We start from the raw sequence: 13,782 nt of genomic DNA on the forward strand, positions 1-13,782 counted from the left end.
TAATTATGGAAGAATTAAAATTGCTCTATCAGAACTGGAACTATTCATATTACGAACTCCAATCAGAAGAAGATACATTATTTAATTTCGAAAGTGAATTTAAATATCGAATTTCCAAGCGTATACCGAAAGAGATGCAGAGCTACACTATGGAGCAATGGGCACGTTTTGCCTATGAGAGAAACCGAAGTATGGCTGAAATAGCTTGGAATAAAGGTATCGACCCTAATGAATATAATAGTCTTCTAATGAAAATAGGATTTCCTTTCGGAATCACGGCACTATTGGAAGCTAACGAACAGCCATATGCCTTCATGATCTTTCTTGGCGAAGGAGGTACTGTCTCTTTTCTGGATGAGTTAGGACGTATTTATATGAGTTATCGTTTTGAACCTTCTCCTTATCAAAACGAAAAGGGAAACAGGAAGGGCTATTTGTTTCTGTATCAACTTTCCTTGCGGTATTATCATGAGGAAAAAGACGAAGATGGAGACTGGGATTACGACTATACGGACTACGGATTTACTCCAGATGGAAGAGTTCGCAAGATAGAGGAAATAGGTGACGAGCGCACAATTTATGATTCTGAACAGCGTGTCAACGTAGAATCTAATTGGCAGAAGTACCCAGAATTCGGAGACTGGCTTCCCTTGTTTGAGATGAAACGCTGGAAAGATGACGAACTAATGCCATTGACAGATAAAGACAATTCGAATAAATTCCCTTGGGAATAGGATGATGAATAGGTGAGACTTTCTCTACCGTTCTGGTCAGAGATGCCCTTTAACTTAATCAGGAAGACTACAGTTATTGATACAAGAAGCCCAAAAGACATTTAAAAAGAGATAAAGAAAAATGCAAAAGATTTGGAAGTAACATTCAAGATGGAATAAAAAAAACTTATATTTGTAATCCAAAATTAGTTGCTATGGCAGTAGGAATTTTTGTTGAACCTGATTTTTACACAATTGGTACTGGAAACTTTTTATTTTGTTTCTTCTCAAACATTGCATATCATCTGGAAAATGGACAATGGGGAAATAGATTCCCTTACTTGATGAAACATTTGTACGACGGGCTATTAGAGAAAACAATATGTAAGGAATGCAATAGATGAATTGCATACTGTAAAAAAGAATTTTCTTGTATATCTCCTCAAAAAGTAATATGGGATATAGAAGATTTGTCACAGCAACCTCCTTGGGAAATGATATCTCGGAAGACATTACAGATTTGTCCAATTATTTTGTAACAAGCGAAGGAGAAGACCTTTTTGATGTACTATTTAAGGCTTTTGGGCGCGCGAAAGATGACCATGAGAATGTAGAAATTAAACAATTGTAGATTCATGAATGATGAATATTACTTAATTATTGAATAGAACTTCTGAATGAAAAAACTTTGTGTATTTATCTGCTTCCCGCAAAGCAGGAACAATAACTCAAAAGAATGTTGATATCGTACCTGAAGAGAAAGTGAGAATGGAAGACTTAAATAACTGGTAAATTATGGAAGAATTAAAATTGCTCTATCAAAATTGGAATTATGCATATTACGAACTTGAATCAGAAGAAGATACACTGTTTAATTTCGAATGTGAATATAAAAATAGAATTTCCAAGCGCGTTCCTAAGGAGATACAGAGCTACACTATGGAGCAATGGGCACGTTTTGCCTATGAAAGAAACCGAAGTATGGCTGAAATGGCTTGGAATAAAGGCATCGCTCCTAATGAGTACAATAGCCTCTTAGACAAAATTGGATTTCCTTTCGAAGTCACGGCACTATTGGAATTCAACGAACAGCCATATGCCTTTATTATCTTCTTAGGTGAGGGATGTAATGTTTCTTTTTTAGATGAATTAGGACGTACATATATGAGTTACCGTTTTGAACCTTCTCCTTAGAGAGTGTAAAGTAAACTGTGTCAGGCTACAATAAGAAACAGTCTTATACAGTTTATTTTTTATGGACAACAAAGAATTTGATTACAAGAGAGCTGCTGAACAGCTTTGTAAGGGTGAACCATTATTTAGTAAGGATGGTGCTTTGGCACCAATGTTGGAGCGTATTTTAAATGCTGCTCTTGAAGGTGAGATGGATGCCCATCTCACTTCTGAAGAGCGTTCACAAGGCAATCGCCGTAATGGTAAAATGCCTAAGCAAGTACAAACTTGTTATGGTGCGGTCATTGTTGAGACACCTCGTGACCGTGACGGTTCCTTTGAACCGCAGACCGTCAAAAAGTGCGAGACAATCCTTGCAGAAGGTATGGCAGATCAGATTATAAACATGTATGCTTTTGGTACAAGTACCCGCGATATCAGCAAGTGTTTTGAGCGTGAATTTGGTACCAGACTATCTGCAGAAACCATCAGTTCCATCACAGACAGAGTACTGCCGGAAATCAAGGCATGGCGTTCACGAATGCTTGACCCTGTATACGCAATATGCTGGCTGGATACCATCCATTATAAGGTGAAGGACGAAACCGGACGTGCGGTCTCACGCGCCATTTACAACGTCTTAGGCATCAACAAGGAAGGCCACAAGGAACTTCTTGGTATGTATATCTCCAAGAGTGAAGGTGCAAACTTCTGGTTAGAGGTTCTAAGTGACCTTCAAAACAGAGGTGTTCAGGATATATTGATATGCTGTATTGATGGTCTGAAAGGCTTCCCTGATGCTATACAGAGCGTATTCCCCAATACAAGTGTCCAACTCTGTATTGTCCATCAAATACGTAACTCTATCAAGTACGTTGGCAGTAAGCATCAAAAGGAGTTTCTCTGGGACCTTAAGACTGTATATGGTGCCGTTAGCAAAGAGACTGCAGAAACACAGTTAGACACACTCGAAGGTAAGTGGGGGGAAACGTATTCCATCGTCATAAAATCATAGCGTGACAACTGGGAACGCCTCACGGGATACTTCCGGTATACACCTGCGATACGTAAGCTGATATACACTACCAACACGGTTGAAGGCTACCACAGGCAAGTACGCAAGGTAACAAAGAACAAAGGAGTCTTCCCGTCCGATACTTCTCCCGAAAAGCTTGTATATATGGCATACCGGAACATACGTGAGAAGTGGACTATGCCACTTGCCAACTGGTCTCAGATATCACAACAATTAGCAATAAAATCTGGAGAACGTTTTGAAATCATGTAACTTTGCCTCGGACGAAAGATTCCTCATCTGGCCAACACGATTAAAAATCGTGTTATCCAAAATGAGGTGAAATATGAAGGATTAGAGCCTTGACACAGTTGATATTACACAACCTACGATAGCGATGTATTTACGATATTGGGGGGAATAGAATATAAATTGCCAATAATCTCTGCTGTTATGTGGCCCTTTTGAATAACTGAATTGATAATACTTTTTTTCTCTTCATATTTTTCGGGGATAGTCAATTTAATCACTTTCGATTGCTTCAAATATGTATCTATATAATCATAGACATCATTGTTACCTCGAAGAAAGAAATAGGTAATGAATATGGAAATCAGTGGCATTACCACAAGATTGGCTATTACAAAGGATGAGTTGATCTTTAATTTTATCATTTATCTCATGTTTGATTGGCAACCATACTTATAAACTTCTATTTCAAAGTTTTATTTCTTTCTTCCCTTAAACAGTCTGCCGAATTCCTCTTCAGGAAGGAAGTGTGCTAAGTATTGTTCCACGTACTGACGAGTAGCTTCAGGACTGACTTTCTCTGCATTATGAAAACTTAAATACTCTATTTTCTCTGTATTATTATACAAATAAGTCGACTTGATAACGAATATCGGTATCGGCAAGTCCTTTGTTCCGTATTTTGCATCATTCCATTAAATAGTGTTGGCGTAGGCTATGATAGTGGCTTGATAGTTATAGATATAGAATATAAATTGCCTATAATCCCTCACCCCTTTTCGCCCATCTCTAAATTTGTAACGCTCCCTTTTCTCTTCATATAGTTTGGGAATTGTCAGTTTAATCACTTTCGATTGCTTCAGATATGTATCCACATAATCATAGGCATCACTGTTACCTCGAAAGAAAAAATAGGTAGTGAAAGAAAAATATAATGGTACAAGCACAAGATTGGCTATTATAAAGGGCGAGTTTATCCTTAGTTTCATCATTTATCTCATGTTTGATTGGCAACTATACCCATAAAATTCTTATTCAAATCTTCGTCGTTCTGGTCTGAATCATTTTCTGCTATTACTCTTTTGGATGCAGCATCAATATTATGAGTTTCTTTCGCCTTCGTATTCATCACATAGCGTTCTGCACGGATACCGCCTACTTTCTGCGGTTTTCCGCAAGTCATATTGGTGCAAACCACGCAGGTTCCTTGTCTTATAAATGACTGTTTCATATCAACGGCCTTAATAGTTTATTGTATCTTCCTAAGTGTAAAACTGATGGCAAGCCTAGTATTATTGACTACTTCTTCCGTAATACTTCCTTGTGCTTCTCGCAGAAAAACACCTTCCCTGTCTGTCTGAAATCTTATACCATAATCTACATTATAAGTTGAAAAGCTATATCCTACAGTCGGTTTATATTTCTGATTGTAGATTTCCTCTATCCTTTTCAGTACATCTTTGGGTATTTCTGTCGCTACATTGTGACGGGTAAACAGAATTTCCGTTGGGGTTTCTTTCACTATTTCTTGGCGAAGTTCCAATGGGAATGTTATATGATCGAACAGCGGAGAAGAGAATTCCTGCTGCTCCGTACTGGCCGATATATCCGAAGACACCAGATGCTTGTCGAACAGCAGCAGGAAAGGCAATTTCAGTTGAAGTTCAGCGAGGAGTGCACTCTCATTGGCTATTTGTTTTCCCACAATATTGAGAAAACCCTCCATATTGTCTCTTATCTGTTTGTCTTGTAAAAATTCATATTTTTCTCTCATTCCCTGTTTGTAATCTTCCCACCTGCTAAGAACTTCTTCGTGATTGAGTATTCTTACAACATCAGACTTGACAGCCTCCAAATCTCCCATCATTTTGGCAGCTTCACTAAACTGCTCGGGGAACATAGAGATGATATTCTCATCGATTTTCACTCTATAAGCCTTGTGTCCTGTTGTGTCTTCAATTCCTTGCAAGGTATAGTCTGCCTTGGTCTGTACGTTGCTTGCTGGAACATCATTCAGATATGTCGTTACAGACTGTTCACATCTATACTTCAGTTGTTTGTAAACCTTAATCTCACCTTTCTTCTGATGAGTCAGTAATTCTTCCCAATATGTGTGCCTGGATTTTTTATTTTATATTGACAAGTCCACCTTTACCATTATTAATATTGACAGGGTTCCCGACAATGTCCACATTACCTGTTTGAGTGATGGCTATACCAGATAAGGTGTCTGCCTTTTTCTGACCATTCCCAATGGTGATACTTTGCGTAGCTGTAATCTTTATAACTTTAGCTGTAAGGCTTATAGAGTTATCCTCACTATTTATTTCTAATATATTATCACCGACCTTTATACTTATTTTCTTTTCTCCGCTCAAATCAATAACTCCCTCGCTGTCCATAGTCAGAATACTTTTTCCCCCCTTGCCGACAGAAGTCGTTGTCTTAGAGCCAGCTTCAAGTAGATAGTGTCCTCCTCCGTCAAAGTTCATGTTTACCAAAACAGGCAAGAGCTTCGAGGCTTCTCTCTCCTTGTCCTCCTCCGTCAAAGTTCATGTTTACCCCACCCTTATCGTGCAGGGTGACACTACCTTTGGCATCATTCAATAACAGTGAGCATCCACTTCTTGTCGTAATACTCTTTATCTTGTTGCCTTTGCTGCCTCCTGCGCCCGTAGTTCCGTTGAACAGGCTTCCCATGACATAGGGTCTGTTGGGGTCACCGTGTCGGAATCCCACCAGCACCTGGTCACCCACCTCGGGAATGAACACGAAGCCACGGTTGCTTTTCACCTGGTCGCTGCTTCCACCGTCTGGCGCCATGACGCGCAACCAGTCCGTAGACATCTTCTCCGTCTGCCAGTTCATCTGAACCTGTACACGGCCGTGACCAAACTTGTCGTCATTCCTGGTGACCCTGGCCATCTGCGGTTCGGCAACAGGCATCTCCACTTCAGGTTCCGGCAGCGTGTCCACAACGGCCGGGATAGCCTTGAACGTGTTGCTGTAATAGCAGTCCTCACCCACGGTATGCGTTATCTCGGTGATGAAGAACTCGCCCAGTGACTCGCTCGTCAGGCTGCCCGCCCGCTCGAGGAAGGAACTCTTCAAGTCCACTACGCTTCCCGTGACGAGGGTCGCCGCCTCACTCTGTCCCAGGACATAGTGCGACTCGGCTGTGGCTGCCTCCTGCTTCTTCCTGACATATCTCGTCATCTCTGAGGTGTAGTGGATGCGGGGCAGGGCATACTGCCTTGCAGGATTCCTGTACATCCCGAGCGAAGCCTGGAAAGCCTCATAGCCCAGCTGGTCCTTGTCGGTGGGCTTGTTCGGGGTTTCTGCTGCAATGGTCTGGTCGTTGAGTGAATGATAGGAGAACACCTTTGCCGGCTTTGCCAGCACCTTGACTCCGATGTCAAGTGACGAGAGGCTTGTCCCGAACTCGAGCTTCACAGCATCCGGCAGATGTACGGGTCGGCCGAAGACCAGGTCGATTCCGTCATAGTAGAGCCATTCGTTGTATTGCAGGGCAAGACGCTTGATGAACGTGAAGTCCGACTCGTTGTACTGGCAAACGTAGTCGAGCTTCTCGGTGTATTCGGGATTTATCCTTGCACTCACCCCCGCCTTGGAAGCCATCTCCTTGATGATGTCAGCCAGGGTGCATCCTGTCCATGAGTTGAAGTTCAGGTCGGTCTCGAGGCGGTAGGTCTCAGAGTATCCCGACACCAGAATATGTCCGAAATCACTGTTCCTCCTGTGCAGGCTCACGCCCGTAACGACCCCCATGAAGGTGGTTTCCGATTTCTCCCCTGCATACACGGCGAAGGACTTTCCAATCCATTTGGCACTGTCCTTGAGGTTGTGGGCATATCTGTTTCCCCCAGCCTCAAGGTCAAGAAGCAGCTCGAAACGGTGGTGATTGTTGATGGACTGATGTAGCTTTAGCGACTTGAAGGAAAATAACTGCTTTCCGTCTATGCCTACGGAAATCTTGTGGTTGAGTATTGACATGTTTTTTTGTTGCTATTCCTTAAAAGAAAATCAGGCCTTCCTCCTCCGGCTTCTTGTCCGAGGCAGGAAGGCCTGTTACCGACTTACTTGCAGTCGTGGTTATACTTTTGGCCAGCGGTTATCCAGCTCGGCATTGCCCACGGTAATGGTCTCAGCCGAGAAGGTCATGGCGATGGTCATCGGTACCTCGTTGGTTGCATCAAGGGTTTCCTTGTAATGCACGATGTAGGCGTTCTTGAACTCTATCTCCTTCATCTTGGCATCCTCTTCGGTCTTCTTGTAGATGATTTTCCCGTCAACGGCCTTGAACTGGCTGTTGAGCATGGCCTCAATGGCAGTAGTGTCTTCGGTAGATTCTACCGTAACAGATACTCTTCCGCCTGAAATGCTTGATGAAGGCTTTCCCTTGGAGTCAGTGTTTCTGCTGAACTCGTAATTTGAATACAGGACGTCATATTCCTTGCCGCCCAATTCCAGTGTTGCTCTGAATGAACCCATAATTAAAACTTTTTTAATTGTTGTTGATAATGTTACCGGAGGTCTTTCTGGATTCTGTCATCAAGTCGGCATGAAAACAAAAAAGAGAAAACCTCAACAACTTCTTGAAGTCTCCTCTGTAGGCTGAAAGACAGTCTTGCTCTGGAAAGAAGAGGAAGAATTGCAATCTGTTGTCTTTGAAAGCAAAGGGAAAAAATTGGAATCTAAAATCAAAGGAAAACAGATTAAAAGACTTGTAGATTAGGAATATTTAACAATCCAAGCTCTTGCCAATTAGAAATATAAAGCGGAAAATAGAGTTTGATTTTACAGTTTTGTGCATCAAGATAAATCGTTTGAGTCATTATGCATTGCAATTTGATGCAGATTGTGAGATAATTTGATGCAAGTTGTAATGCTTTTTAGCGTGATTTTGCTTTGTAATCAGTTTGAAGTTTCATAATTATCTGATAGTCAATATGTTGTTAGTACTTAAAAAATGGGCATATATGGAACGGAGAAGTTCTTCATTCTAAATCTGTAAAGCAATTGAGCAGAGTTGTAAATATATATGATGGTTTTTAACCTATTATTCGTTTACTGTCATTATACAGCAACATCTGGTGCACTTTATGAATTCAAGGCAAAAGTAAAACTGGGTATGAGCGTTTGCTAAGCGTGACAGTTGACAACGGGAGGGGTCTGATGGTGATAAATATAATGCTGTAAAGTGAAAAAGAATAAAAAGAATAAGAGGATATTTGCATATTTGAGAATAATTGTTAACTTTGCCCTATGAAAGCAGAAAACAAAATATAAGATAACTTATCAGAGAAAATATAAACAGATATTCTTTTATAGATTATGGCAAAGATTAAGACAATAGGCATTCTGACTTCGGGTGGTGATGCGCCGGGAATGAATGCGGCTATACGTGCGGTGACACGCGCCGGGATATATAATGGTTTTAATATCAAGGCGATTTATCGTGGTTATGATGGTCTTATCAATGATGAAATCGTTGATTTTACAACAGAAAATGTAAGTGGTATCATCAATCAGGGCGGCACAATGCTGAAGACTGCACGTTCGGAGGAATTCAAAACTGCCGAAGGACAGCAGAAAGCTTATGATAATATTGTCAAGGAAAACATAGATGCTTTGGTGGTTATAGGTGGTAACGGCTCACTGACCGGAGCGATGAAGTTTGCTCAAGAGCATGATCTTTGTTGCATAGGACTGCCCGGAACCATAGATAATGACCTTTATGGAACCGACAGTACCATTGGGTATGATACGACAATGAACACGATTGTGGAGTGTGTAGACCGCATTCGGGATACGGCCCAGAGCCATGAACGCATCTTCTTTGTTGAGGTGATGGGGCGTGATGCGGGCTTCTTGGCACAGAATTCTGCAATAGCTTCGGGTGCAGAGGCTGCTATTATTCCAGAAGACAGCACCGATGTCGACCAGTTGGCACAGTTCATGGAGCGCGGTATTCGAAAGAGCAAGAGAAGTTGTATCGTGATAGTCAGCGAAAGTCCGAAGTGTGGTGCCATCTATTATGCAAATCGTGTGAAGAAAGAATTCCCGCAGTATGACGTTCGTATCTCTATATTGGGACACCTTCAGAGAGGTGGACGTCCTACGGCTCGTGACCGCATATTGGCCAGCTGCACGGGTGTGGGTGCAATCGAAGCTATCATGCAGGGACAACGCAATATCATGGTCGGTGTGAGGAACAACGAAGTGGTCTATGTGCCATTGAGCGAAGCAATCCGAAGCGATAAGCCGTTTGACAGGAAACTGATAAAAGTGCTTGATGAGTTGAGTATATAATGTTTAAAAGGTTTTAAAAGGCTGTCTGTTTCGACATAAACCTCAAGATATTCTTGTGTTTTATACAGAATAATGGTACTTTTGCTAAATATAATTCAATCGAATCTTAATATTTAAAATTTAATAGCTTATGTCACAAATTATAGGACACATCTCTCAGATTATCGGTCCGGTTATTGATGTATACTTCGATACAAAGGGTCAGGATGCAGAGAAGGTGTTGCCAAAGATTTATGAGGCACTTAAAGTGAAGCGTGCCGATGGCAGCGACCTTGTAATAGAGGTTCAGCAGCATATTGGTGAAGACACCGTCAGATGTGTAGCTATGGATAATACCGATGGACTTCAGCGTGGTCTTGATGTTGTTTCTACAGGTAGTCCGATCACAATGCCTGCCGGTGAACAGATTAAGGGCCGAATGATGAATGTCATTGGCAAGCCTATTGATGGTATGGAGGAATTGGATATGCAAGGTGCCTATCCTATCCATCGTGCAGCACCTACGTTCGACCAGCTTTCAACCCATAAGGAGATGTTGGCGACAGGCATCAAGGTTATCGACTTGCTGGAGCCATATATGAAAGGTGGAAAGATTGGACTCTTCGGTGGTGCAGGTGTAGGTAAGACCGTGCTCATTATGGAGTTGATCAACAATATTGCCAAGGGACATAACGGTTACTCTGTATTTGCCGGAGTAGGAGAGCGTACGCGTGAAGGAAATGACCTCTTGCGTGACATGTTGGAGAGTGGCGTTATCAAATATGGTGAGGCTTTCAGAAAGGCCATGGAAGAAGGTAAGTGGGATTTGTCGTTAGTCGATAAGAAGGAACTTGCCGAGAGTCAGGCTACACTTGTCTATGGTCAGATGAACGAACCTCCAGGGGCACGTGCTTCTGTTGCCTTGTCTGGTTTGACAGTTGCCGAAGAATTCCGTGACCATGGCGGTAAGAATGGCGAGGCTGCCGATATCATGTTCTTCATTGATAATATCTTCCGATTTACTCAGGCGGGTTCTGAAGTTTCTGCACTTTTAGGTCGTATGCCTTCAGCTGTAGGTTATCAGCCTACGTTGGCCAGCGAAATGGGAGCAATGCAGGAACGTATTACCTCAACGAAGAATGGTTCTATTACTTCTGTGCAGGCTGTCTATGTGCCGGCAGATGACTTGACTGACCCTGCCCCTGCTACAACGTTCTCTCACTTGGACGCTACAACAGAACTCTCAAGAAAGATTGCAGAGTTGGGTATTTATCCTGCTGTAGACCCATTAGGCAGTACATCGCGTATCCTTGATCCTCTGATTGTGGGCAAAGCTCATTATGATTGTGCACAGCGTGTAAAGCAGTTGCTTCAGCGTTATAACGAACTTCAGGACATTATTGCAATCTTGGGTATGGACGAACTCTCTGATGAGGACAAGTTGACCGTAAACCGTGCACGGCGTGTTCAACGTTTCCTTTCTCAACCATTTACTGTAGCTGAACAGTTTACCGGATTGAAAGGCGTTATGGTTCCTATTGAAGAAACTATCAAAGGCTTCAATGCTATCCTTGATGGTGAAGTAGATGATCTCCCTGAACAGGCCTTTATCAACGTAGGAACTATAGAAGATGCAAAGGAAAAGGCAAAGAAACTGCTTGAGGCAGCTAATGTCTAATATGCTGAAAGTAAGGAGTTTGGTAGATATGATAAACTTAAAACTTGAAATTGTATGTCGCATTTGAGAGTTGTATCTCCGGAAAGAGTGGTCTTCGATGGTGAGGTAATGTGTGTCACTGTGCCTGGAGCAATAGGAGAGTTTGAAATCTTGGAACATCACGCTCCGATTATATCTTCATTGGAAAAAGGGCATATTGTCTATCAACCCTTAGATAGTCAGAAAGAAACGCTGGATATTCTCGGTGGTTTTGTAGAAGTACAGAAAGACGAGATACGTATATGTGTTGAATTATAATCAGACAGATGACGTTGGAAACGAATAGGCAGCTTGCAAGCAAAAGATATATCCGACAGGCAGTGCAGATTGTTTTTGCATTATTTCTGTTGGAATTGTTGGCTTTTCAATTGGTGGGAAGCGATTTGCTGTTGACTCCTATTCTTGTGAGTGTAGGCTTTGCTTTATTTGTGGAATTGGGCGATGCGCTCTCATGGAAGCGATTGGAAAGCAAGGGTGATGAAACTAAGGCAACCTTTTTTATGGCTGTTTCAGGGTTTCGATTTCTCTTGGCTTTGTTGGTGTTGTTTATTTATTATCTGAACACTGACCGTGGGGGAATGTTTACATTTCTTCTGTTGTTTGCTCCTTTTTATTTGGCCGTGCTTGCTCATCACTCTGTATTTTTCTCGCATTTGCGTAATAATAAATCGAAGAACCTTCGTTAATGACAATTGAGTAAAAGATGAAACAAATAAAATCATTACTGCTTCTATTGGTGATTGCCATGATGCCTCTGCAGTTGTTTGCAGCTCATGGAGCAGAAGGAGGGAAGCTGAATATTTCAGAGATAGTGCTTGGACATCTCTCTGATGATTATGAGTGGCATATTGCTTCTTATGACGGGAAGGCTCTCAGTATTCCACTTCCTGTCATCGTTAGAAGTTCGGCAACAGGGCAATGGACATTTTGTACGCCTGAGACATTACCTTCCAACTTCTTCTTTGATGAAGCACATCATGGGAAGATTTATGAGAAAATGCCTGACGGAAGCAATGTAAGACCGTTGGATTTGAGTATTACAAAGGCTGTAGCCCAAATATGGATTGTAGTCATTGTCTTGCTTGGTATCTTTGGTTATTGTAGTCGTTGGTATAAGCATAGGGATGCAAAAAGTGAAGCACCTCGCGGTTTTGTCGGGGCTATGGAGATGATTGTGATGACAATTAATGATGATGTTGTAAAGTCATCAATTGGTGAGAAGCACTATAAGACTTATGCTCCATATCTGCTAACTGTTTTCTTTTTCATTCTTACTGCAAACCTGATAGGACTTGTCCCTATATTCCCAGGCGGTGCCAATGTGACGGGAAATATAAATATAACAATGTTTCTTGCAGTATGTTCTATGCTCGCAATTAACCTCTTCGGTAACAAAGAATATTGGAAAGACATCTTTTGGCCGCATGTTCCTTTCTTGTTAAAGGCTCCAATTCCATTGATGCCGGTCATAGAGTTGTTTGGAGTATTTACGAAACCGTTTGCCTTAATGATTCGTCTTTTCGCCAACATGATGGCTGGACATGCTGTAATATTGAGTTTCACATGTGTGATTTTCTTAGGTTGGTCTATGGGGGTTGGCTTTGGACTTGGTCTGAACATATTCAGTATTCTCATGTTGTTGTTTATGAATTGCCTTGAATTATTGGTTGCTTTCGTTCAGGCATACGTCTTTACCTTGCTGAGTGCAGTCTTTATCGGCATGGCTCATAAGGAGGAAGAAGCAGAATAACACTCACAGTAGAACTTATAAGAAATAGAAATATAAAATATTAATAACAAATAAAAAATTAAGATTATGATGATTTCAACATTATTGGCTGCTACAGGTCTGGCTCAGCTGGGCTGTGGTCTTGGTGCAGGTATTGCAACAATTGGTGCAGGTTTGGGTATTGGTAAGATTGGTGGTAGTGCTATGGACGCTATTGCTCGTCAGCCGGAAGCATCAAGCAAGATTATGACAAACATGATTTTGACATCTGCATTCGTTGAAGGTTGTGCTTTGTTTGCTATTGCAGCTTGTGCATTTATTATTAAATAAGAAATAGAAATCAATTCGAATGGAGAATTTGCCATCAATATTGACGCCTGATTTAGGACTTCTTTTTTGGATGCTCCTTGCGTTCTTGGTGGTCTTTATCTGTCTTGCTCGCTTTGGCTTCCCTGTCATTATCAAGATGGTTGACGAGCGAAAGCAATACATAGACGAAAGTCTGAATAAGGCACATGAGGCTTCAGAACGTTTGGCAAACATCAAGCAAGAAGGGGAGACCTTGTTGCAAGAAGCGCGTGAACAGCAGGCTAAGATAATGAAGGAGGCGGCTACAACCCGTGATGCTATTATAGAGCAGGCACAGGATAAGGCACGCGAAGAAAGCACACGTATCATCTCTGAAGCGAAAAAGCAAATAGAGGTGGAGAAACAGAGTGCTATTCGCGATATCCGTTCACAGGTGGCTGAACTCAGTATTCAAGTAGCTGAAAAGATCCTTCGGGAGAAGTTGTCAAATGATAAAGCCCAGATGGATATGATTGATCGACTGCTGGATGAGGTTTCCGAAAAAGAAAATAAAGACTAAAAAATG

16 protein-coding genes and 2 pseudogenes are annotated in these 13,782 nt (G+C 41.8%); 12 read left to right on the forward strand and 6 right to left on the reverse strand.

Annotated features, from left to right (window positions below):
- Positions 1-5: 5 nt before the first annotated feature.
- The 5 genes and pseudogenes from EL210_RS06355 to EL210_RS06380 all read left to right on the forward strand — a co-directional run bounded on the left by EL210_RS06355 (position 6) and on the right by EL210_RS06380 (position 3,174).
- Positions 6-734 (forward strand): hypothetical protein, encoded by a 729-nt coding sequence (locus EL210_RS06355; RefSeq protein ID WP_018921286.1) that lies wholly within the window; start codon positions 6-8, stop codon positions 732-734.
- A 194-nt stretch (positions 735-928) separates the two neighbouring features.
- Positions 929-1,252, forward strand: a pseudogene (locus tag EL210_RS14040) (Imm70 family immunity protein).
- Positions 1,168-1,344 (forward strand): Imm70 family immunity protein, encoded by a 177-nt coding sequence (locus tag EL210_RS06370; protein WP_081780121.1) that lies wholly within the window; start codon positions 1,168-1,170, stop codon positions 1,342-1,344. Before EL210_RS14040 ends, EL210_RS06370 begins: the two are co-directional and overlap by 85 nt.
- A gap of 164 nt (positions 1,345-1,508) precedes the next feature.
- Entirely contained in the window at positions 1,509-1,907 is a 399-nt protein-coding gene (locus EL210_RS06375) for a hypothetical protein (protein ID WP_025879894.1), read from the forward strand.
- Positions 1,908-1,968: 61 nt separating this feature from the next.
- Positions 1,969-3,174: pseudogene (locus EL210_RS06380) on the forward strand (IS256 family transposase).
- A gap of 671 nt (positions 3,175-3,845) precedes the next feature.
- Here EL210_RS06380 and EL210_RS14045 read toward each other — a convergent pair.
- The 6 genes from EL210_RS14045 to tssD form a co-directional block, all read right to left on the reverse strand.
- The gene (locus tag EL210_RS14045) at positions 3,846-4,142 is read right to left on the reverse strand and encodes a hypothetical protein (RefSeq protein ID WP_406675734.1); all 297 of its coding nucleotides are present in this window, start codon (positions 4,140-4,142) and stop codon (positions 3,846-3,848) included.
- A gap of 5 nt (positions 4,143-4,147) precedes the next feature.
- Positions 4,148-4,381 carry a hypothetical protein gene (locus EL210_RS06395; protein WP_081620305.1) on the reverse strand — a complete coding sequence of 78 codons (234 nt, stop codon included), beginning with the start codon at positions 4,379-4,381 and terminating at the stop codon, positions 4,148-4,150.
- Positions 4,382-4,399: 18 nt separating this feature from the next.
- Positions 4,400-5,119, reverse strand: a complete 720-nt coding sequence (locus tag EL210_RS06400) for a hypothetical protein (RefSeq protein ID WP_018921268.1) — start codon at positions 5,117-5,119, stop codon at positions 4,400-4,402.
- A gap of 157 nt (positions 5,120-5,276) precedes the next feature.
- Complete coding sequence (locus EL210_RS13780) at positions 5,277-5,642, reverse strand: hypothetical protein (RefSeq protein WP_018921267.1); 366 nt, start codon at positions 5,640-5,642, stop codon at positions 5,277-5,279.
- Positions 5,632-7,164 carry a type VI secretion system Vgr family protein gene (locus tag EL210_RS06405; RefSeq protein ID WP_232000457.1) on the reverse strand — a complete coding sequence of 511 codons (1,533 nt, stop codon included), beginning with the start codon at positions 7,162-7,164 and terminating at the stop codon, positions 5,632-5,634. Before EL210_RS06405 ends, EL210_RS13780 begins: the two co-directional genes overlap by 11 nt.
- Before the next feature lie 99 nt (positions 7,165-7,263).
- The gene (gene tssD / locus EL210_RS06410; protein WP_004371075.1) at positions 7,264-7,662 is read right to left on the reverse strand and encodes a type VI secretion system tube protein TssD; all 399 of its coding nucleotides are present in this window, start codon (positions 7,660-7,662) and stop codon (positions 7,264-7,266) included.
- 843 nt (positions 7,663-8,505) lie between these two features.
- Here tssD and pfkA point away from each other — a divergent pair.
- The 7 genes from pfkA to atpF all read left to right on the forward strand — a co-directional run bounded on the left by pfkA (position 8,506) and on the right by atpF (position 13,776).
- The gene (gene pfkA / locus EL210_RS06415; protein ID WP_004371066.1) at positions 8,506-9,483 is read left to right on the forward strand and encodes a 6-phosphofructokinase; all 978 of its coding nucleotides are present in this window, start codon (positions 8,506-8,508) and stop codon (positions 9,481-9,483) included.
- Positions 9,484-9,613: 130 nt separating this feature from the next.
- The gene (gene atpD, locus EL210_RS06420) at positions 9,614-11,140 is read left to right on the forward strand and encodes a F0F1 ATP synthase subunit beta (RefSeq protein WP_018920791.1); all 1,527 of its coding nucleotides are present in this window, start codon (positions 9,614-9,616) and stop codon (positions 11,138-11,140) included.
- Positions 11,141-11,194: 54 nt separating this feature from the next.
- Positions 11,195-11,437, forward strand: a complete 243-nt coding sequence (gene atpC / locus EL210_RS06425) for an ATP synthase F1 subunit epsilon (RefSeq protein WP_018920792.1) — start codon at positions 11,195-11,197, stop codon at positions 11,435-11,437.
- Positions 11,438-11,445: 8 nt separating this feature from the next.
- Entirely contained in the window at positions 11,446-11,865 is a 420-nt protein-coding gene (locus EL210_RS06430; RefSeq protein WP_018920793.1) for a hypothetical protein, read from the forward strand.
- 17 nt (positions 11,866-11,882) lie between these two features.
- Complete coding sequence (atpB, locus tag EL210_RS06435) at positions 11,883-12,929, forward strand: F0F1 ATP synthase subunit A (RefSeq protein ID WP_004371058.1); 1,047 nt, start codon at positions 11,883-11,885, stop codon at positions 12,927-12,929.
- Between the two features lie 66 nt (positions 12,930-12,995).
- Positions 12,996-13,238: an ATP synthase F0 subunit C gene (gene atpE / locus EL210_RS06440; protein ID WP_004371056.1), complete on the forward strand. Its 243-nt coding sequence runs from the start codon at positions 12,996-12,998 to the stop codon at positions 13,236-13,238.
- 19 nt (positions 13,239-13,257) lie between these two features.
- Entirely contained in the window at positions 13,258-13,776 is a 519-nt protein-coding gene (atpF, locus tag EL210_RS06445; RefSeq protein ID WP_004371055.1) for a F0F1 ATP synthase subunit B, read from the forward strand.
- Positions 13,777-13,782: the final 6 nt, after the last annotated feature.

It is taken from the genome of Segatella oris, from assembly GCF_900637655.1.
GTDB classification, from domain to species: domain Bacteria; phylum Bacteroidota; class Bacteroidia; order Bacteroidales; family Bacteroidaceae; genus Prevotella; species Prevotella oris.